At 45.5% G+C, this 21,333-nt stretch carries 20 protein-coding genes and 1 other annotated feature; of the genes, 7 read left to right on the top strand and 13 right to left on the bottom strand.

The genetic code is table 11. From position 1 onward, the window contains the following. Positions 1-5 precede the first annotated feature (5 nt). Both NSS87_RS05025 and NSS87_RS05020 read left to right on the top strand, forming a co-directional pair. The gene (locus NSS87_RS05025) at positions 6-1,196 is read left to right on the top strand and encodes a site-specific integrase (protein WP_339189727.1); all 1,191 of its coding nucleotides are present in this window, start codon (positions 6-8) and stop codon (positions 1,194-1,196) included. A gap of 153 nt (positions 1,197-1,349) precedes the next feature. Then, entirely contained in the window at positions 1,350-3,290 is a 1,941-nt protein-coding gene (locus NSS87_RS05020; RefSeq protein ID WP_339245208.1) for an ABC-F family ATP-binding cassette domain-containing protein, read from the top strand. A gap of 406 nt (positions 3,291-3,696) precedes the next feature. On the opposite strand, the gene NSS87_RS05015 is transcribed toward NSS87_RS05020, so the two are convergent. The 7 genes from NSS87_RS05015 to NSS87_RS04985 form a co-directional block, all read right to left on the bottom strand. After that, positions 3,697-5,232 carry a 2-isopropylmalate synthase gene (locus tag NSS87_RS05015; RefSeq protein WP_042185267.1) on the bottom strand — a complete coding sequence of 512 codons (1,536 nt, stop codon included), beginning with the start codon at positions 5,230-5,232 and terminating at the stop codon, positions 3,697-3,699. 239 nt (positions 5,233-5,471) lie between these two features. Beyond that, positions 5,472-5,753, bottom strand: a binding site (T-box leader). A 388-nt stretch (positions 5,754-6,141) separates the two neighbouring features. Continuing rightward, the gene (gene tsaD / locus NSS87_RS05010; protein ID WP_339245206.1) at positions 6,142-7,191 is read right to left on the bottom strand and encodes a tRNA (adenosine(37)-N6)-threonylcarbamoyltransferase complex transferase subunit TsaD; all 1,050 of its coding nucleotides are present in this window, start codon (positions 7,189-7,191) and stop codon (positions 6,142-6,144) included. Next, on the bottom strand, positions 7,188-7,712 hold the full coding sequence (gene rimI / locus NSS87_RS05005) for a ribosomal protein S18-alanine N-acetyltransferase (RefSeq protein ID WP_042185263.1): 525 nt from the start codon (positions 7,710-7,712) through the stop codon (positions 7,188-7,190). Before rimI ends, tsaD begins: the two co-directional genes overlap by 4 nt. Further along, complete coding sequence (gene tsaB / locus NSS87_RS05000; RefSeq protein WP_339245204.1) at positions 7,709-8,545, bottom strand: tRNA (adenosine(37)-N6)-threonylcarbamoyltransferase complex dimerization subunit type 1 TsaB; 837 nt, start codon at positions 8,543-8,545, stop codon at positions 7,709-7,711. Before tsaB ends, rimI begins: the two co-directional genes overlap by 4 nt. Positions 8,546-8,550: 5 nt before the next feature. After that, positions 8,551-8,973 (bottom strand): tRNA (adenosine(37)-N6)-threonylcarbamoyltransferase complex ATPase subunit type 1 TsaE, encoded by a 423-nt coding sequence (gene tsaE / locus NSS87_RS04995; RefSeq protein WP_231573469.1) that lies wholly within the window; start codon positions 8,971-8,973, stop codon positions 8,551-8,553. 271 nt (positions 8,974-9,244) lie between these two features. Next, complete coding sequence (locus tag NSS87_RS04990) at positions 9,245-9,430, bottom strand: H-type small acid-soluble spore protein (RefSeq protein WP_042193364.1); 186 nt, start codon at positions 9,428-9,430, stop codon at positions 9,245-9,247. Between the two features lie 31 nt (positions 9,431-9,461). Then, complete coding sequence (locus NSS87_RS04985; RefSeq protein WP_156113056.1) at positions 9,462-9,632, bottom strand: hypothetical protein; 171 nt, start codon at positions 9,630-9,632, stop codon at positions 9,462-9,464. 139 nt (positions 9,633-9,771) lie between these two features. On the opposite strand from NSS87_RS04985, the gene NSS87_RS04980 reads away from it, so the two are divergent. Then, positions 9,772-10,740: a Ku protein gene (locus tag NSS87_RS04980; RefSeq protein ID WP_339245200.1), complete on the top strand. Its 969-nt coding sequence runs from the start codon at positions 9,772-9,774 to the stop codon at positions 10,738-10,740. Positions 10,741-10,752: 12 nt separating this feature from the next. After that, positions 10,753-11,700, top strand: a complete 948-nt coding sequence (locus NSS87_RS04975) for a DNA ligase (RefSeq protein WP_339245198.1) — start codon at positions 10,753-10,755, stop codon at positions 11,698-11,700. 47 nt (positions 11,701-11,747) lie between these two features. Here the strand turns inward: NSS87_RS04975 and NSS87_RS04970 are convergent, their stop codons facing one another. The 4 genes from NSS87_RS04970 to NSS87_RS04955 form a co-directional block, all read right to left on the bottom strand. Continuing rightward, positions 11,748-12,554: a hypothetical protein gene (locus NSS87_RS04970; RefSeq protein WP_339245196.1), complete on the bottom strand. Its 807-nt coding sequence runs from the start codon at positions 12,552-12,554 to the stop codon at positions 11,748-11,750. 29 nt (positions 12,555-12,583) lie between these two features. After that, the gene (locus tag NSS87_RS04965; protein WP_339245194.1) at positions 12,584-13,399 is read right to left on the bottom strand and encodes a hypothetical protein; all 816 of its coding nucleotides are present in this window, start codon (positions 13,397-13,399) and stop codon (positions 12,584-12,586) included. Positions 13,400-13,997: 598 nt separating this feature from the next. Then, positions 13,998-15,188 carry a hypothetical protein gene (locus tag NSS87_RS04960; RefSeq protein ID WP_339245193.1) on the bottom strand — a complete coding sequence of 397 codons (1,191 nt, stop codon included), beginning with the start codon at positions 15,186-15,188 and terminating at the stop codon, positions 13,998-14,000. Next, entirely contained in the window at positions 15,152-15,730 is a 579-nt protein-coding gene (locus NSS87_RS04955) for a sigma-70 family RNA polymerase sigma factor (RefSeq protein WP_339245191.1), read from the bottom strand. The genes NSS87_RS04960 and NSS87_RS04955 overlap by 37 nt, the downstream gene beginning before the upstream one ends. 146 nt (positions 15,731-15,876) lie before the next feature. On the opposite strand from NSS87_RS04955, the gene ligD reads away from it, so the two are divergent. After that, positions 15,877-16,761 carry a non-homologous end-joining DNA ligase gene (ligD, locus tag NSS87_RS04950; protein ID WP_149646489.1) on the top strand — a complete coding sequence of 295 codons (885 nt, stop codon included), beginning with the start codon at positions 15,877-15,879 and terminating at the stop codon, positions 16,759-16,761. A 237-nt stretch (positions 16,762-16,998) separates the two neighbouring features. Here ligD and NSS87_RS04945 read toward each other — a convergent pair whose 3' ends face one another. Both NSS87_RS04945 and cls read right to left on the bottom strand, forming a co-directional pair. Continuing rightward, positions 16,999-17,838: a YitT family protein gene (locus NSS87_RS04945; protein ID WP_231573468.1), complete on the bottom strand. Its 840-nt coding sequence runs from the start codon at positions 17,836-17,838 to the stop codon at positions 16,999-17,001. Positions 17,839-18,078: 240 nt separating this feature from the next. Next, positions 18,079-19,509 (bottom strand): cardiolipin synthase, encoded by a 1,431-nt coding sequence (gene cls, locus NSS87_RS04940; protein ID WP_339245189.1) that lies wholly within the window; start codon positions 19,507-19,509, stop codon positions 18,079-18,081. A gap of 208 nt (positions 19,510-19,717) precedes the next feature. On the opposite strand from cls, the gene NSS87_RS04935 reads away from it, so the two are divergent. Both NSS87_RS04935 and NSS87_RS04930 read left to right on the top strand, forming a co-directional pair. Further along, positions 19,718-20,836 carry a peptidoglycan DD-metalloendopeptidase family protein gene (locus NSS87_RS04935; protein WP_339245187.1) on the top strand — a complete coding sequence of 373 codons (1,119 nt, stop codon included), beginning with the start codon at positions 19,718-19,720 and terminating at the stop codon, positions 20,834-20,836. A gap of 40 nt (positions 20,837-20,876) precedes the next feature. Continuing rightward, positions 20,877-21,326 carry a polymer-forming cytoskeletal protein gene (locus NSS87_RS04930; RefSeq protein ID WP_042185241.1) on the top strand — a complete coding sequence of 150 codons (450 nt, stop codon included), beginning with the start codon at positions 20,877-20,879 and terminating at the stop codon, positions 21,324-21,326. The last annotated feature ends 7 nt before the right edge of the window (positions 21,327-21,333 follow it).

Here is a 21,333-nt window from a genome sequence, read left to right as displayed (position 1 = left end):
AATCCATGCCGTCATACGAACACCGTGGCAAAAACTCGTATCGACTTACCGTAGAGACTCAAGCCGGAATTAACCAGGAACGCGGTAGAGAGCGTAAGACTGTTAAATTGCCAGAAGGACTTACTCCGAAGAAACAAAAAGAATGGCTTGAGGCAGAATGGTATCAGTTTAAGACTGAGGTTGAGTCTGGGGCCTATATCACACCAGAAAAAATGGTTCTATCTGCTTTTGTTGTGGAGTGGAAAAACAAATATTCAAAAGGGAGGTTTGCTCCAAAGACAGAAAGTCTGCACGATTACTTGCTGACCCTCATCCTTCCATATATCGGTCACATGAAGTTATGTGATATCAAGACGCTTCATGTTCTCCAGTATTTCAACGATATTCAAGATTTAGAGAAAAGGAAAGCTGGGAAAAAGGAAGCCTATTCACAATCAACTTTAATATCACTTCATAAGCTTTTAAAGGGAATTTTTGATTTAGCGGTAACTTGGAATGTTATAAAGGTTTCTCCTATGGCTGGATTGAAATATCCTAAGCTTAAAAAGAAAAAGGCCGACTGTTACAATGAAGAGGAAGCTATAACTCTATTCCAATCACTAGAAAGAGAGCCTCTTGTTTTCAAAACCATTGTTATTCTAGCAACTACAACTGGTCTTCGCGAGGGTGAAATAAGCGGTTTGGAACGGAAACATATCGACCTGAAAACTGGTGTTATTCAAGTTGAACAGCAGATGATTTATACTAAACAGAATGGTCTTCAGATAACCGATACTAAAACAGATGATGGAAACAGGAAAATATCGATACCTAAATTAGTTGTGGACTTGTTGAAGGAAGTCTTCAAACAATCCTCAATCGATAGAGCTAAATTGGGATCATTGTGGAAAGGATGGAAAGATGGTGATAGACAGTTTGTCTTCAATACATCTACAGGGGCGCCATATGGCCCAGTCTACATTTCAGGAAGATGGATAAATTTCAGGAATAAGGCTGGATTGAGAAGAATTAAATTTCACGAATTAAGACACACAAGCGCTTCCCTGCTTATTAATAAAGGTGTGCACGCTAAAGTAATATCAGAACGTTTAGGTCATTCCGACATCAAGATCACCATGAATACCTATGGTCATGTATTCCAAAAGGCTGATCACGCTGCAGCAGATATGTTTGATGATATTTTTCAGACCAAATAAATGTCCCCAATCTGTCCCCAATCAAAAAACCGATAACCACAAGCCCTTGATTTATAAGGCTTTTTAATCATATAGTAACTATAGAATAAGTTGTTCATACGGCTGAGGTATAAATGCCAAGGCGAAATATGCAAGGGTGGAGGTTTCATCGTTATGCTTCTTCAAGCGACAGGAATTACAAAATCATATGGTATACAGAACGTACTAGACGGCATAAGCCTTCAGGTAAATGAAAAGGAACGTGTCGGACTCGTGGGTGTTAATGGTGCCGGCAAATCAACTTTTCTGCAAATTCTGGCTGGTGAAATGTCCTATGACAGCGGTCAAATTCATAAATCAAAAGAAACTACTATCGGGTATTTAGCCCAAAATAGCGGACTTCAATCTGACAAAACCATTCATGAAGAAATGATGGCAGTTTTCGCACCGCTGATCGAAGCCGAGGCTGAGCTAAGAGAGATGGAAGTAAGCATTGCCGATCCTAAGCTGGCAGAGGACCCCAAACGGTACGAAGAACTGCTCGAAAGATATGCCCGCCGATCAGATTGGTTCAAGGATCACGGCGGTTATGAAATGAATACACGAATCCGCAGTGTCCTGCACGGCATGGGCTTCGGCGAGTTCCCACCGGATACACCTATCTCCACACTTAGTGGTGGCCAGAAGACTAGACTCGCATTAGCCCGCATTTTGCTTCAGGCTCCCGATCTTCTAATGCTGGATGAGCCGACGAACCATCTGGATATCGAAACATTAACATGGCTTGAGGATTATCTTCGCAGTTATGCTGGCGGAATTCTGGTCGTATCTCATGACCGTTATTTCCTTGATCGGCTTGTAACTACTATTGTAGAGATCGAGCGTCATCAATCTCGGCGTTATACAGGCAATTACAGCCGATATGTAGATTTGAAGGCTGCCGAATATGAAACACGGATGAAGCAGTATGAGAAACAGCAAGATGAAATCTCAAGAATGGAAGATTTCGTTCAGAAAAATATTGTGCGAGCATCTACCACGAAACGTGCGCAGAGCAGACGCAAAGCGCTTGAGAAGATGGACCGTATTGATCGACCGATGGGCGATCTGAAGAAAGCCAGCTTCTCCTTCGAGCCTGACTTCATGTCTGGTAAAGAAGTGCTGCAAGTCCGTAATGTTGCGGTTGCCTTTAATGATGGTCCACCTTTGTTCAAGGACGCTTCTTTCGAACTGCGCCGGGGAGAAACTGCTGCACTCATCGGTCCCAATGGTATTGGCAAATCTACACTGCTGCAGTGTATGACCGGAACCCGCGAGCCTTCAACTGGAACTGTGAATTGGGGGACTAAGGTAAAGGTCGCTTATTATGATCAGGAACAGACCCGCCTCAATCCAAAGAACACAGTAATGGAAGAGCTATGGAGTGAATATCCAATGATTGAGGAAGCCAGAATCCGTACGATCCTTGGCAACTTCCTCTTCAGCGGTGAAGATGTTCTGAAGAAGATATCCGCGCTGAGCGGCGGCGAAAAAGCACGCGTTGCATTATCAAAGCTCATGCTGCGCGGCGCAAATATGCTCATCCTAGATGAGCCAACCAACCATTTGGATTTAGTCAGTCGTGAGGTTTTAGAATCAGCTTTAATTGATTTCGAGGGCACATTGCTCTTCATTTCTCATGACCGTTATTTCCTCAATAAAATGGCTGAACGGGTGCTTGAGCTTCATCCCGAGGGGATCGATCAATACCTTGGCAACTACGATGACTATATCGAGAAAAAACGAGAATTAGAAGAAATTGCGAAAGATGCCGCTGAATTAGCCGCCAAAAGCGTCAACAAGGACGCTGCAATGCCTGAAAAAAACGCTGTTTCCTCCTTCGAAGCGGACAAGCAAGCCAAGCGTGAAGAGCGTAACCGGAAGCGGCGTATTGCTGAGCTAGAGGAAGGCATTGCCTCACTAGAAGAGTCGATCGCTTTTATAGAGAATGAAATGACTAAACCTGAAGTTTATCAGGATTATTTAGCACTTCAAGGTCATGAAGAGGATCTGAAGAACAAAAAAACTCAGCTTACCGATTTATTTAACGAATGGGAAATCCTTGCTGACGAATAATGTAAAATCCGCTTCATAAATATTTTTTCATATTTCTTATTTTGTTCATAAAGAGTTATCCACAGCTCTATGCACAGGTTTCGTGTATAACTCCCTACTAAAAAAGCCCCTTAGGGGCTTTTTTTATGCGTTAAATCGGTATTTTCGAATTGCAGGAATTATTATCCACCGAATTATCCACATTATCCACAATTCTCACAAGGTTTCATTGCTAACAAAAATGGTTATAAGACCATTTTAAAAAGAGCTGACATTGCTGATTTTACGCACTTTTTACACAATTCGTAGAGAATATGTGGATAACGTTGTCCACAACTTGACAAAAGACATAACCCCACCTAAAACCTGTCATCAAAAGCTAAAAAAGAACCCGCTATCTCTAAATCAGACAGCGGGACGATGTATATTAAACGATTTGTGTAGAGAGCAGGGCAGCGTTACAGGCTGCAATATAGGCAATCCCTGCTGCCATGATAATATCTTGATGCGTAGCTGTGCCTCTAAATTTAAGACCTTCCCACTCTACCATCACAGCCGCTTCCGCCTGGGCGTTCTCTCCACTTCCAAGCGAATGCAGCTCAAGTCCCGCAAAATCGATGTCCTCTGAGATGCCTTGCCCAATAGCAGCGATAATGGCTTCAAGCGGACCATCTCCAGTACTAGTATGAGAAGTTTCCTGTCCAGACTTCAAATGGCGAACCGTAACCGCGGCCACCCGGCGCTGGGCACTGCCTGCCAATACCTGAACCTCACCCAGTTCATAGACCTGAGCTTGCTGTCCAGTTGTACTGCTCACCATTTGCAGCAACTGGTCATCACTGACTACCTTTTGGCGGTCAGCGGTCTCTTTAAACGATTCATAAAGTGCATCCAGCTCCGCAGGCTCCAGCGTAATACCATACTTCGCCGCCCGGTCCTTCAGCGCATGTCTGCCAGAATGCTTGCCCAGAATGATCATGCTACGCGGGATACCCAGCCGCTCTGGGTCCATAATCTCATAGGTGCTACGATCCTTCAGCAAACCATCCTGATGGATCCCTGACTCATGCTGGAAGGCATTTCTTCCGACGACTGGTTTGTTATAGGCGATTGGAAAATGCATCGCTCCGCTGATCAGCCGCGAAGTATCATACAGCTTATCAAGCACAATGCCTGTTTCTGCTCCAATCGCATCCCCGCGGGTTTCGAGCGCCATCACAAGCTCTTCCAGTGCGCAGTTCCCGGTACGCTCGCCGACTCCGTTCACAGTGACTTCGATCTGCGTCGCACCTCCATCAATTGCTGCCAGACTGTTGGCTACAGCCAGCCCCAAATCATTGTGACAGTGGGCACTGTAGCTTACCGTTTCTCCACCTCTTGCTCCTAGCCGCACACGTCGGAACATTTCCCCATATTCATGTGGCAATGCGTAACCGACCGTATCGGGCAGATTGATAATAGAAGCGCCTTCCTCAATAACCGCTTCAATCATTTCAATCAGATCATCGATTCCTGTTCGCGCAGCATCCATCGCCGTGAATTCAACGACATCAGAGAATTGACGCGCATAAGCCGTCATCTCGCGGGCTTTGGCTACGACTTCAGCTCTGCTCATACGCAATTGATGCTGCAAATGAATATCAGAAGAGGAGATGAACAGGTGAATCCGCCGGCGTTCAGCATCTTGGGTTGCCCGGACTGCCGCGTCAATATCCCCTTTAACCGCCCGTGCAAAACCACAAATTTCCACATTTCGCACCTTACGAGAAATCGTCTGTACTGCTGCAAAATCACCAGGGCTCGATATCGGAAATCCAGGCTCCATCACATCAACACCCAGATCCGCAAGCTTATAGGCCAGCAGTATTTTTTGCTCTGGGGTTAGACTTGCACCCGGAGCCTGTTCACCATCTCGCAGCGTCGTATCGAAAATTTGTATACGTTTCTTTACTGGAATAATCATCTGAATTCCTCCTGTTTTCCTCTTATTGGATTCCTTACCCTAACCTATGCTTCAGCGCAGATCCACACGTCGACTTGTGGTCCTGCTAAATTCCCCACCCACTGCTGCCGGCAGCTGATACGAATGAATCCTCTGCACAATTTGGAATGTGCAGAAGGTTCACTCTTGGCGTCTTATATAGCGCCTGATTCCATAACCCGAGTCGCTTCAATAAGTACGCAAAAACCCGCCGTCTCTAATAAAGAGACGGCGGGTTACCCCTCCGCGGTACCACTCTTTTTGACGCATAGGCTATTCATATAATCAAGCCATTAAGCTGCGTCCAGCTCTTCTTCCCGGTCCATCCTGAGGGAGTCAGGATATCTGGAAAGGTCCGATAACGGGGACAGCCGTAAGCAGCGTACTCTTATTTCCGCCGCTCCGCTCCCGGGCGAGATTCAAGACTTTCGGTGACTGCGTCGCACCACCCCGCAGCTCTCTGTTCACCGTCATTCCCTACTACTCCCGTTCTTAGCGTGTATTATATACAATCTCACTACTCAAAATCCATACAAAAAAGCCTGCCATCTCATTCAAGAGACGACAGGCTGTTAACCTTCGCGGTACCACTCTTGTTGATGCTCTGTACCGGTTAAGTTACTGCCGATTCCAATTGAACATCCACTTTACGGTCCAGTATGTTAGATACTCGACCACCCTTTCACGGAGGTTACCCGTAGACGGTGTACGAACGTTCCGGCGACAATTGCCGGTAATGCTTCCACCGTTCCGCTCCCAGACGAGTTCAGGTCCCCTTCGACTGCGTCGCACCTACCCGCAGCTCTCTTATCCCAGAGTATCCTTACTACTTCCGCTCATCGCGTTTCCTTGTATAATTGAACTGATTATACTCGTTAGCTCCAAATGATGTCAATAGGCGGATACAGACCATTGTTCCAATGAGAATCCAGGGTCTGCAACCATATCCAGCGGAGTACCGCCATCATGCTGCCACTTCACGTATGCAGCAGCTCCAATCATAGCTGCATTATCCGTGCAGTATACCGGAGGTGGAATAATAAGCTCAATGCCCTCCGCTTCACAGCGTGAGATCAAAGCCGTGCGCAGGCCAGCATTAGCAGCAACACCTCCACACAGCAATAACTGCTTGGAGCTAGTAGCTTTAACAGCGCGTACCGCTTTTTCCACCAGCACTTCAACCACAGATTCTTGGAACCCGCGGGCAATGCCTGCGACATCTGGCGTGAGACCCTTCATCTTGCTCTGATTCACAACGTTCAGCACAGCCGACTTTAAGCCACTGAAGCTGAAATCATAAGAACCCGGCTCCAGCCATACCCTTGGTAACGGTACAACCTCAGTCGCCTCGCGGGCCAGACGATCCACATGAGGTCCACCGGGATAAGGGAATCCTAGTGCTCGTGCCACTTTATCATATGCTTCGCCTACGGCATCATCACGGGTGCGTCCGATAATTCGAAACTCACCCTCCCGCTCCATATGAACCAGTTCAGTATGTCCGCCGGACACCACTAGTGTCATGCATGGATACTGTAACTCTGCCACTAAACGGTTAGCATAAATATGTCCTGCAATATGATGTGTGCCAATTAGCGGCTTACCCCATGCGAGGGCAAGGCTCTTGGCAGCTACTACCCCGACAAGTAAAGCCCCCACCAAACCTGGGCCTTGTGTAACCGCCACCGCCGACAACTGATCTGGTGTAACCCCTGCTGTAGCGAGTGCTTCTTCTATCACCAGTGTAATTACTTCCACATGCTTACGGGAAGCTACTTCTGGTACTACGCCGCCGAAGGCGCGATGTGTCTCAATCTGACTCGAGATGATGTTGGATAACACTTCAGAGCCATTTTTAACTACAGCGACCGACGTTTCATCACAACTCGTCTCAATAGCAAGTATTAGTACAGGCTGAGCTGCGCCCGTTTCTGTCTTCATTTCAAGTCCACGCTTCCTTCCATATTCCCATGCTCCTCGTACTCTGGCAGATCCGCCCACATAATGAGCGCATCTTCGCGATTATCGGAATAATATCCTTTGCGTGTGCCAGCAGATCGAAAGCCTTTTTTACGATATAAATTCTGTGCTACCTCGTTCGATACCCGTACCTCAAGTGTAATAGACTTCATACCTACATAAGACGCCGTCTTCATCAGCTCTTCGAGCAAACGCTCGCCCCATTTACGTCCACGATAGGCTTCAAGCAGGGCTATATTCGTCACATGCGCCTCATCCACGATGGCCCACATACCGGCATAACCGATAATATGACCAGCCAGCTCCATAACCATATATTTTGCAAAATGATTATGCGTCAGCTCGTTGCGAAAAGCTTCCTCTGTCCAAGGCATCGTGAAGGCTTCCCGTTCAATGATAAGAATGTCAGGAATATCCGTAAGCTTCATCAAACGAAAAACAAGTTCAGCCTCTTGAGCTATCATTGATTCCGCTTCCGTCATGGTTTCTTTAAGCCCCCTTCTCTGCTTAACCGCAGATTGGCCTCCGCTTCTGAGATCTGAGTATAGTTAGGGATCAAGCTATGGATATCATCTTTCTCTACCTGAAGCCGCGCTTCTCCAAGAAATCCTGTCCAGCGGCCTTCCATTTCATAAGGAACTGCAATAGGAACACCAAGATCCTTCAATGGACGAAGCGAATCCTCACTGCCATGAACTGCAGTCTCCCCAACAAACCAAAGAACAGCGGGCTTATTGCCTTCGACTGAAGCCTGTCCTAAACGTTCAGCTAAGTACTCCACCCAATCTGCCATCAGGCGGATGGCATCAGGTTCAAGACGGCTAGGAGCATTATTTCCCTCAGCTGCGAATAATCCTGTATACACCTGTCCTCGGCGCGCATCCATTAGTGGAATGATCCAATCAGGCCCGTAGCTGTTATTCTCGGTAGTTTGTTCAGACGCTTTGGTCATCACGTTATTCTTGAGGGCTGTTTGATATCCGCCCCATGCTACTGCATGTAGACTCGAAATACCGACCACTGGGACATCCCATGACCATGCCAGCGTTTTGGCAGCGGTAACTGCGATACGCGTCCCCGTATACGATCCGGGACCCACACCAACAGAAATCCCGTCCAGCATTGCAGCAGTAGTTCCTGTTGCTTGCAGCGCCTGCTCAATGATCGGGAGTAAATGCACCGAATGATTCCGTTCTCCGGAAGCATTTATTTCATGCAGTAGTTCCCCATTCTCTGTAACTGCCACGCCTAATACTGCAGTTGATGTATCCAGCGCTAAAAGCCGCTTGCGCGGCTCTGTATTCTGATTCGTCATATTCCTTAACCCCACTTCTGGATCAGCTGCCGGCAAAGCTCACCATACGGCTCCCCGATTCCGGTCACCGTAATCATTCTTTCATCTGGCCCCACTGTTTCCATGTATATATGCATATGCCGCGGCGGCATTAAATCCGTAATAATACTGCTCCATTCCACCAAGCAGACCCCTTGCCCGTAGAAATACTCATCAAGTCCAAGCTCGTCCGCTTCCTGAAGCGAAATCCGATATACATCCATATGATATAGGGGCAGACGGCCCTCGTACTCTTTAATAATTGTAAAAGTAGGACTGTTTACGATCCCCTTTACGCCGAGATGCCGAGCGTACCCTTGCGAGAATGCTGTTTTTCCTGCGCCCAGATCGCCGTCCAAGCCGATAATCATCCCTGGCGTTGAAGCAGTAGCTAGAGCAGCTGCAAGCAACTCCGTATCCTGGAGGCTGTAAGAACGGTAAGTGAACACCGTTTCGTCTGTATTGTCCAACTACAACTACCACCTTTTAAAATATACCTGCCAAAAACCATTACTATTAATTATATCGGTATGCTCCATCCATCGCAACAACTGTCCCAATTCAATCTCCCATGCCAGTATGCCAACAATAGAAAAAGAGACCTCTATGCAAAAATAAGCATAAAGAGTCTCTTTTATAAAAGTATAATTTAGCTTATCTCAGCTCTTTGAACAAACCTTGTTAATGATCTTGCTCCTCTAACCGTTCAACGCCTACCGTATGCGTATTCGTTGGTCGAGAGCCCACTTGAACTGTAGCCATTCCGTTCTGTGCATCCACATGCTCAATCCATACAGGTTCTCCATCCAAATGTACACTTACCGTCTCTTTAGAAGCATAAATATCCTGTGCTCGTTTGACATCCACCACTGTTCTCCTCCTTTATTTTACCTAAATCTCACGATTCTAATGGCGAAGTTTCTTCGAGGGTTGATTCCGCATCAAGCTTCTCCGAGTCCGAGACCTGACTTGCTTCCGGTGGAGCTATAATGCTGTCCCAATCCACAACTGTCGCTGGAATATCCTGTTCGCTCAGCGCATCGATCCACTCGTTTCCACGCGGTTCCATGACTTAGTATTCTCCTCCTCAGCTTTATTAGCCTGATTTTATATTTTCCCATGCTTCACAAAAAATGCACCCGGCTAGAAAAACCTGTCCTGCCTCATACTAACCCAAAGCAAATAACTTAGATCAGGAGGCGTTTCTCATGCATACCGTTTGGAAAGGGGCCATCAGCTTCGGGCTAGTGCATGTTCCGGTTAAAATGTTCTCCGCTACGGAAGACAAGGACATTTCTCTGCGTTATATCCATAAGGAATGCGGCAGCCCACTGTCGTATGTACGTAAATGTCCGGTGTGTGACAAAGAGGTGGCTTGGGAAGAAATCGGCAAGGGTTATGAATATGAAAAAGGGAAGTTTGTTCTATTCGACAAAGAGGAACTGGATCAATTGACCGACGAAAGCAGCAAAAGCATTACCATACTCGACTTTGTTGATCTGACGGAGATCGATCCAATTTATTTTCAAAAAACCTATTACTTATCTCCGGATCAGGCTGGCACAAATGCATATCGGCTTCTTATGGAGGCCATGCGTCAAACTGGTAAAATTGGCATCGCCAAAATATCGATTCGTTCCAAAAGCAGTCTGGCTGCTATTCGTGTGCTGGAGGATTGCCTCGCCATCGAGACTATTTTTTATCCTGATGAAGTGCGACCGGTCTCGCAAGTGCCTGGCCTGCCCGAAGCAGGGACGGTGAATGATAAAGAGCTGGATATGGCCAAGCTGCTCATTTCACAGCTATCCACGCCTTTTGATCCGGCAAAATATACCGATGATTATCGCCAGCGTATGCTTGATCTAATCTCACATAAAATTGCAGGCGAGGAATTTCATATCGCTCCTGCCAAACAGGAAAGCAATGTAATTGATCTAATGGCAGCATTACAGGCCAGTATTCAGGCTGTACAGCATATCCCTACAGATCCGGGTCCTTCATTAACAGGTACTAAGAAAACAAAAACTAAAGCGGCTCCGGCTGCCAAAAGAAAAACAGCCAAGTCTAAAGCAGCAGCTGAGCCTGCCGATCAGCAAAACGAGGCTTCTGGAACTATTCCTGTCATTGCACCAAAACCGAAACGCCGCAGCCCAAAAAGTAAAACAACCGTATCTTAGGAGGCTCTGCTGATGAAGCTTCAGCCTATTATTCCTTTTGAACCTATACTGGCTGGGCAGCTTCCAGCAGGCAACCAGTGGATTGCACAGATTAAATGGGATGGCGTTCGCATGTTGTCCTATTACAACGGAAGCACTACTCAGCTTATTAACAGACGTGGAAATTACCGTACAGCGCAATATCCTGAGCTTACTGATGTATCTGCTTACTGCAAGGCTGATTCCGTTATTCTTGATGGTGAAATCATTGCACTCAAGGACGGCAAGCCCTCATTTCACGAGGTAATGCGGAGGGACAGCTTAAAGAATGGCTCCACCATTTCCGTCGTTAGGCATCAGGTTCCTGTCATTTATATGATTTTTGATATTCTGTTTTATAATGGCCAATCGACGATGGATCAGCCTTTATTCTCACGGCAGCAGCTGCTAAACGATATTCTGCTGCCGCATCCCCATGTTCAGGCCGTACCCAGTTATACCGATCCCACAGAATTATTCGCCGCTGCTCAGAGTCAGAGCTTAGAGGGAATCGTCTGTAAGGATATCAACAGTACTTATGCTCCCGGTGGAAAAGATAAACGCTGGCAGAAACGCAAAATCATTTCTGATCTTACGGCAGTAGCCGGGGGTGTAACGTTCCGAGACGGCATCGTCAATGCGCTACTTCTTGGGCTGTATGATGATAAAGGGAATTTGCATTATATCGGACATGCCGGGCCAGGAAAATTGACTGTACAGGATAAACGCGACTTAACTGCAGAGGTACAGCATTTAAAAATAGATCAAATGCCCTTTACAGCTGATCCCCAGCGAGGGAAGGGTGCTTTTTGGATAAAACCGAAGCTTGTCTTCAAAGTTCATTTTTTGGAATGGAATACCTCAGGCACTCTTCGTCAGCCGGTTACTCAAGCTAGGGTAGATCTTCCTCCCGAATCATGTACTATGGAGCAAAAAGGATAAACTCTTTCCAAAAAAACGTCCTCCCGAATTTATCGAGAGGACGTTTCTTATTGCGCTGTAAGACTCGTTACAATGGTCTCCAGCTCTGCTTTTGTCTGCGCAGTATTTTTCGTATTCGTAAGCGTATAATCAATACTTCCATCCGCACTGGACCATACAAGCTGGACTTTTAGATCTCCATGGTGAGGACCAAACACCGTGTAAACTGCTTCAACCCCGTTGATGGTCAAATTTTCATCCTGGTCACCAGGCAGCTGCGCTAAAGTAACTCCTTCCGGAAGTGTATATGCTGGAGCTGATTTTAGATTCAATCTCTCCCCATTTCGCAGATAAGTGATAGAGGTTTCTGTATCGCTCCACTTTAAGCTTTGTGAAATCACTTTTTTACCAGCAGCTTGTGCTTTAGCTTTCACCTGATCTCTGAGGGTTTTATACTCTGTACTGAAAAACTTCGGAAGCACTGGATTTAAAACGACATCCTGCAGCTTATATTCGTCTGGTAGAGCAACGGGTATCAGGAGTGAATTCCCAGTTAATGAAGATAGCTTCTGTGCTGCTTCGTTTATAGAGCTGAATCTGTATGGCATATAGCTTACACTCAAATCTTCCTCTGGATTAGATTTTTTGTCATTAACATAGAGAGCCTTAATTTCTCCCGTTTGTAGGGGAACAGCATATTCTTTGGCAATCAAATCCTTAATCGTTGGCGATACCGGTGGTGATTTCTGCTCAACCGGAACCGTACCTTTGCTTTTATTATTGCTCCCTGCAGGCACTGCGCCTGCTGTTCCACTTACCGCGCTCATTAACACTAGCAGGCTCAAAACCGTGATGGCCGCACTTTTTTTAATCATCTTTATAATATCCTCCTTTAACCCCTTGGTTATTTGATCATGCTTTTAGCTACAGCCAACATTTCATTTGTCGTCAGTTTACTGACCCGATTGTCTGAAAGGGTATATTGTATCGCGCCTGATTTATCCAGCCACACTAGCTTAGTGTTGAAACTCGCTTCTTTAGCCGAATCAGTTGTAAGAATTACTTTCCTACCGTTGACCGTCAGTTCTTTCTTAGTTTCCGAAGCTCGTACAAAAGGCACAGCTCCTTCGGGAAGTTTGGCGGGCGGCACTCCAGTTACAATACTAAAATTGGCTTTTCCTTTGGCATACAGCTGCATAGACAAGTTCGTCTGGCTCCAGCTGATGATCTTGCTAAACAACTGTTTGTTGGGATCACCTGCCGCCGCTGCTGCCTTTAGTTCCTGCTCTAATTGCAAATACAGCTCTGAATCATTTGCTACAGACGGTGGATAAATGATGGCTGTCGCCAGAGCAAAGCCCTTAGGAAGGTTTCCAGGCTGTGGAGTAGCTGGACCCTTCAACGCTTTGAATTTAGCAGCAAAGGATTTGTAGTCTTTAAAAACAAATCCTTTGCCAGAGAAGCTGATCGTATCCTGAGGGTTAGAGACTTTGTCACGTACGTAGTAGGCCAAAAGCGTACCTTCCTTCAAGCTTGCTACGATCGCCTGTAATTCCTTTTGAGGATTCTGATCGGTTGATGCTGAAGTCTGCTGTTCTGCTGCCGCCGCGACCGAAAGAAACAAGCCAGGCGCAACCCCACTTACAACTACTCCTGTTCCTAACAAGGTTGCTGCCGAGAGTACGATCAGTGTTTTTTTGAAATCATTATTGAGCTTCAATTTCTAACATCCTCTCCTTCTAAAAGGGTGAATGTAAGCTCACCCTGTTTTCAACTACACTTCTATAACACTCCAGCATGAGAAAAAGGGACATTTTCTTACAAAAAAGAGGCCGCCCCAAGCAACCATCATGGCTTTTGGGACAGCCTCTTTTTTTGTTCTTAACATTACAAGTGACGCACCAAGTGATGCAATATGTGAAGCACCTATAGAGTAATTGGGGAATTTCTCCCTAAAATTCAGAGATTTCTGTTCATCGGACTTATAATTAGGGAAAACTTCCCTGAAATTTGGCCTATTCGGCAACGAATAAAGAAATTCCTATGATTATTAGGGAGGAATTCCCTGATTTCGTTTATTTAGAGCGAATATCGGTTATTTTTAGGGAGTTTTTCCCTAATTAGTTTAAAATAAGTAGATCACACATAGCACATCGCCCACCGCCCCAACCAGTAGCATAGAACACTACGCGTGGCATATCGTCACATGGCACAGTAAAATCCATTACTTTTCCTATTCCATAAAAAAAGCTGCCTCCCAAGTAGATTTCACTACTTTAGAGACAGCTTCTCATAATGTACGGATAGAACAACAGTAGCTAGCGAATAAAACTATTGGCAATCGCTTGCCATTGTTCACGGGTTAAAATGTTATTCAATCCATCATTTAGACTACGAATCGTCTGGCTGGCTTCATCATACCAATACAAACGATTCTGAGAAGTCCAAGCCTGCGCCCCCTGCTCTGTACTCGCAGCAATAAAAACCGCCTCTTTGCCGGTGTTTGTCAGTGACCATTTTTCAGCAGTCTGCCCTTCCAAGATAGACACTTGCGTTATACCACCCATATAGGCGCTCTGACTTAAGGATAGTTCAATTGTTTGATCCTCCTTATGGTAGGAAACCTCAGCGCTCTCTATGGCATTCACAGCGATCTTCTCCATAAACAGCTTTTGGCCTGTTTTATCGTCCTTAGCTTTCTTTTGAAATTGTTCAAGAACTTCTTTGTATTCCGTGTCTATCGACCCGTAAGGAGAAGCGGCTTTAAAAGTTGCTTGCTCGAATTCGTAACCATTGTCGAGTATGGAAGGCAGCTCGGGCCAGAAATCGCCAGCTAATTTTAATTCGTTTACGAAGTCCTGATATTTCGAATACACAGGAGGATTGAAAGCGAACTGCAATTGATTCCCATAGCCTAATCCTTTGACCAAATTAGTGAATTCAGTATCAATCACGTAATAGGCAGCCATTTCTCCGAGGTTCAAGCGGGCAAGCACCTGCTCATTATAAGTCGCTAATAAAGTCTGATACTTCTCAATCGCAGGAGAGGCCGTGGCAACAGGCTTACTATTATTAGTATGCACCGTCTGGACAACCACCCTTCCTCCACTATTCACTAGGGTAATGGAACCATCCGAAGGTTTGATGATATCAATTGTAGACTGGCTACCATGTTCCGTTAAACCTCCATATTCAGACAGCTGAAGAATGCCAAATCCGACTATCCCCAGCAATATAGCTGCGGAGACCCCTGAGAGAAGTCTTTTCCTAAATTTTGATGGAAGCGGGATAGTCTTCTCTTGCATCTGCATAACGGGAGCACCCGGTTCTCCGAATGACTCCAGCTCGTCTCTGAGGTTCGCCATTTCTCCGTCCATCGTATTCTGTTGATCATGAATTGCCCTTACCCGATTCATAACTGCTGCTTTTACATCTAGTTCGTCGCAGTTTCCCAATGCGTCCATCTTCTTTATCATTTTCTCTTCAACACAGCTTCGTTGCCCCACCATTCCGTCCCCCCTTTTTGAGCATTCATCATTTTGCCAAGCTTCGTAATCGTACGCCTGTATTTCTTCTTCACAGCATCAGTATTCTTATCGAGGATCTCCGCAATCTCCGGGAAGCTCTGTTCCTCAAAGATTCGCAGAACTAACAGATTTCGTTCATCTAATTTCAATTTCAAGAGGGCAAAGGTGAGATGTTCGTTAAATATGTAACGGTCCATCAACTGTTCCGGGCTTTCTGCAGGAGGATCCGGTTGAAAAAGCGCCATAATCTTCAAATGTCTTTGGCGTTTGCGGATCAGACTGAGGCAATGATGATAGGCAATTCTATATAGCCAGGAAGAAAAGCTCGCGATAGGGCGATATGTGCCTATATGCTGATATGCCTTCACTAGAATATCCTGTACCGCATCCTCCGCTTCTGTTCGACTCCCAAGCAGCCGGCAGCAATAGCGGTAAATCGGCTTTTGAAAAGCTTCGACGATAAGGGCATAGGACTCTACCTCGCCTGCCTGTACCCGAACGACGGTGTGTTCGATCCCGTCCAAAATCAGCAAACTCCCCTTTCACATAACCGTATAACCTTATAACTCTTATGATCATCCAAAAGGGACACTTTGGAAATATTTTTTTCATGAAAAGGAACAGACTGGCACATAATACCCTCATTCCTATAACAGAGAGGAGGTTCAGGATGCCAGCAGCCATCAAAGGCACAATTACTGTAGACGGCCAAGAGATAACCATCACCAACCCAGAGAAGCTGCTATGGCCGGATTGCGGGATTACGAAGCGGATCTATCTGGAAAAGCTCGCCGCCCTCTCTCCCTATCTGCTGCGTTATTGTCGAGATCGGCTGCTAACCGTAATACGTTATCCGCATGGTATCTCTGGAATGTCCTTTTATCAGAAAAATGCACCTGATCCTCTTCCAGCTTTTGTCCAGACCGCTGTTCACGAGAATATTAACTATATCAAGCTGCAAGGTTTACCTGAGCTGATCTGGCTGGGTAATCTGGCTGCTTTGGAGTTTCATCCTTCTTTGCATTATGTAGGTAGCGAGCTGCCTTGTGAATGGATGATTGATCTAGATCCGTCGCGTGAGGTCGAGCCCCGTATCATGGAAGCAACTGCAATTGTAGGGACGGTCCTAACCTCCCTTGGTTTATCCTCTGTGCCCAAAACCTCTGGGGCTACGGGGGTGCAGATCATCGTGCCTATCGAGACTGGCGTTACTTTTGATGGACTGCGAAAAATCGGACACTTTGTGGGTCGTTATGTCACTGAAAAGCACCCCGATTTATTCACCTTGGAGCGTCTGAAGAAGAATCGGGGAGATAAAATCTATTTTGACTACCTCCAGCATTACAGTGGCAAAACCTTAGCTGCACCTTACACACCACGTGCCAGGCCGCTTGCTACAGTATCCACACCATTGCTCTGGAAAGAGGTTCAACAAAACGTATCTCCTACTGATTTTCATCTGCTCAATATTGAGGAACGCCTGCAACAGATGGGAGATCTTTTGGAAAAAGTGCCACCGCAGCCCGTCAAACAACTCATTGCTAAGCTTCCATAGGGATGGAATGCCACGAATAATGAGCCCAAAAACAGCAATAAGCCCGCAGCATCATTTCATGCTACGGGCTTATCAGGCGTCCCACTCAAGGACAGAAGGTATATTGTATAAGAATACGGCATATCGAGTCTTGTTCACCGTATTTATTGCTCCATTATTCGTAAAAATACCTTCTTTCAGTTAATAGTACTAAAGTGCCAAGCTAAAACGCCTGCGGCGTCCTTTTAGGATGGTAAGCTAATGAATTGCTTTCTTCTTGAAACGGCCACCTTTAACATCATGAATGTTACCTATTGCGATGAATGCACCAGTATCCCAATCCTCAACAATGGATTTAAGCTTAGCTTCTTCCAAACGGGTGATAACTACGAAGATCACTTTCTTATTCTCCCCGGAAAATCCGCCTTCTCCATCTAAATAAGTAACACCACGTCCAAGACGTTCCGTCAAGGCTTCACCGATATCACGGAATTTATCACTAATAATCCATACCGATTTCGACTGATCCAGACCCTCAAGTGTAATGTCAATTACCTTGAATGCAATGTAATAAGCAATTAGTGAGAACATCGCATTATTCCAACCGAACACAAATCCAGCTCCGGATAAGATGAACAGGTTGAAGAACATAACAACTTCACCTACAGAGAAGGGAAGCTTCTTGGCTACTAGAATCGCAACAATTTCTGTACCATCTAGAGATCCGCCAAAACGTACAACTAACCCTACACCTACACCAAGAATGATCCCTCCAAAAACGGCAGCAAGCATAGGCTCAACCGTAAAGGCATTCACATGATGCAACATTGAAGTACCAATAGACATAAGCACAATTGCATATAAGGTAGATAAGGCAAAGGTCTTACCGATTTGCTTATAACCGATTAACAAGAACGGAAGGTTTAACAGCGTCAATAAAATCCCCAGAGGAATGTCGAATAGATGTGATAAAATAATGGAGATACCGGTAATCCCACCATCAATCATTTGATTCGGTACGAGGAATATCTCAAGTGCAACAGCCATCATTGCTGCCCCAATGGATAACATGATCATTCGCTGCGCGAACTTAGCCATTTTATGTGTTCCGGTCTTCTGCAGCTTGTTCTTTTCCTCTTTGGCAATCATTTGTGGACTCACATTCATAGAACTCCCCCTACAATTTAACAGTATAGTGTTGAAACATTCGGAAGTATAATTATAATCTATACTTTCTTACATTTCTTCTTATACAATTATTATATCACAAAATAAGCCCTAATAATGAATGGAACACGTTATATCCTTCGAAAAATTCAGATTTAGTCCTCTTTCCGCTCATAATAGCGGAGATAACAACTGACACAGCCCTTCACCGAGTTTGACAATTCTCCCTCTCTCCTTAAACTTTACAGGATCAATAAATTCACTGTGCTTTTGATCCTTCTCAAACCCTGTGACTAGAGGGGATATAGCATCAGGATGTAGCAGCACAGCAGTCAATTCAAAGTTAGAATAAAAGCTGCGCATATCCAGATTTGCACTCCCCACTGTAGCGAGCAGATTATCGATAATCATGATTTTGGCATGCATAAATCCTTTAGTATAGCGGTAGAATTTCACTCCAGCGTCTTGTAAATTTTCTAAATAAGACAAAGAAGCATGATAGACAAGCACATTATCAGGCTTCGCAGGAATGATAATTCTTACATCCACTCCACGAAGTACTGCACTTTTCAAGGCCCGGCAGATGGCAGGATCAGGAATAAAATACGGTGAAGTAATCCAAATCCGCTGTTTAGCTGCACATAAGGCGGCAAAATACATCTCTTGAGAGGCGTCTATTGCAGCATCCGGACCACTCCCTACAATCTGCACGGCTTCTTGTGACTCACAATTATGTTTTGGGAACAGACGCGGATGGCTTGTGCTTTCGCCAGAGGCCAATCTCCAATCCTTTAAGAAAACATACTGAATATAATATACTGAGTCTCCTTCGAGACGCAGATGGGTATCACGCCAGTATCCCATTTTGAGATCCTTCCCCAAATAATCATCCCCTATATTCATTCCACCCGTGAAGCCAACGAGGCCATCTACCACCAGGATCTTCCGATGATTACGGAAATTAAAACGACGGTCTAACAGAGAACTAATCGGAGGTAAAAAAAAGTGGAACTCCACCCCAGCATTTCTCATCGTTCGAATAAACCTGCGACTTAATTTATGACTGCCCAGACCATCACAAAGCAAGCGTACCTTAACGCCCTGTCGCGCCTTCCGAATCATAACATCTTGAAATTGCTCACCGATCTCATCATCACGATAAATATAAAATTCCATATGTATATGTTCTTTCGCTTCTTCCATAGCTTCCAGCATAGCATCATACGCTTCTCTCGCAGATGATAATACCCTGCTCTTGTTATGACCAGTAATTGGTCCTTCTGCGATCTTAGAAAGCAAACCCAATAGACCCTTATTATTCTCAAACTGAGCGTTCCCACTCTCAGTAACATCCTTTACTACCTTAATATTGCCAGAGACATGCGAACGAATTTCACGAAATAGTGTAGTACATCTTTTGTTTAATTTTCGATTCTGTCTATAATCACGGCCCAGAAAATAATAGAATGCCAGACCCAGCGGCGGACAACAGAATGAAATGAACAACCACGCCAAAGCCCTTTGCGGGCGACGAAACTCCATAAATACAATTACTGCGACCTGAATAATAAAAAGACTTAGAATTATCGCAAAAATCTTCAATTCCCTACCCCCTTCATTAATAAAACAGTTACCAATAGACTCGCTGCGACGATTCTATTACTGGTTTTGCCGTAACTCTCTTTCTTTATTCAAACAAACCGTTGTCATGTTCCTGAAAGATATGGAATACATAGAGTAGTAAGACAATTCGGGATGAGCCTAATGCAAGTAAGGTCGTTAGCTTCGTGTATCGTAAGGCGGCTGCCATATGCCGCAGAAAGGAGAAGCCATGAAGAGTCAGCCAGATCATAACCGGATTACGCTGCTCGTCGTAAGGGATGCCGGACGCCCAGTCAAACAACTCCAGATCTCCAAGCCACTTGCGTTCGCCCTGCCGGCAGCAGCAGCCCTGTCCCTCTCCAGTCTGGTCACCTCTATGCATTTCCATGCCTCGCAGTCGATCTCACAACTGGAAGCTGAGGCAGCCGCACTATCACTAACCAATCTCCGCATGGAAATGAAGGTCGCTGACAAGGATAAGGATCTAATGCAGCTTCGTACTCAAGTCAGCGAGCTATCAGAAGAGGCAGATCATATTAAAGACAAGCTGAAGAGTGTAAATGCGCTGGAACAGGAGTTGCAGTCTTTGATTAACAAAAGCAAAGGCTCCGCCGCTGAAACAAAAGAATCAAAAACGGGATCAACCGCTTCAAACTCAACCTTAGGCTTATCGAGCCGTAACGCTGTGCCAATCCCAAATGAGACATCTTCTAAAGCTACAATCACATCACAGGTAGGCGGAGAATATATCGCGTCTTATCAGAACGAATCGCTGAATCTAGTGGAGGAAACAAAAGACGATTTCGAAGAGATCCACGGTATGCTCGATGAAATGGTGGAAAGTATTACTCAAACTATCACTCTGGCGGAGCATGCGAATAACGTTCAAGCAAATCAACAGGCAAAAAAAGCTCAAGCTGAAAAAGCCAGACTAAATGCAGCGGTACTCTGGCCTACCGATTCTAGGGTCATCTCCTCAAGCTTCGGCTACCGAACAGATCCTTTCAAAGGCTTATCCGCGTTCCATTCAGGTGTCGATATTGCCGGGAACTTAGGCGATCCTGTATATGCCGCCTTAGACGGGGAGGTCGTTACCTCCGAGCAGATGGGTGCGAGAGGCAAGTATGTCGTGATCAAGCATTCGAACGGGCTTGAAACCTGGTATATGCATCTGCAGGCAATGAATGTATCTGCGGGAGACAAGGTTAATAAGGGGCAGAAGATCGGCTTGCTTGGAAACACTGGTCGAAGCACAGGACCTCATCTTCATTTCCAGGTAGTGAAGCAGAATAAAACTGTGGATCCATTGGATTATGTTAAACCCTAAACGTTAATGTAAAAATATATGAAATAGGAGGAATTTATACATGTGGAATAAGCGGCAGCAGCGTGCCACTATCAAGTCTACTGACTCTCTGATTGGGCATGGGGGTACGCTCGAGGGTAAAGTACATTGCGATACGAACCTGAGGATTGAAGGTACCTTTAGCGGAGAAATTATATGCAGTGGTGTTGTCACTGTAGGTGAGGAAGGCACGGTGCGCTCCAGTATTAGAGCAGAAGAGATCGTTATCGCTGGTAAAGTATATGGAGATGTTACCGCAGACCGTAGGCTCATTATGACCGGTACTGGCGAGCTGCACGGTAATATTTCTGCAGGAGCACTCAGTATTATGGAAGGCAGCCTGCTTAATGGGTCCATCGCCATGCAAGAACAGCCCACCTCTGAACAAGCAGGTGAGCTCAAAAGTAATACGAAAAAGGACAAGACAGCAAAACGTTCCTCCAAAGCAGAAGAAACGCTTGAAGCCGGTTAATCCTATT

This window comes from Paenibacillus sp. FSL F4-0243, from assembly GCF_037963295.1.
Taxonomy (GTDB): domain Bacteria; phylum Bacillota; class Bacilli; order Paenibacillales; family Paenibacillaceae; genus Paenibacillus_AQ.
Note: the sequence above shows the minus strand (reverse complement) of the source record. Positions and strands in the feature narration are given on the sequence as shown.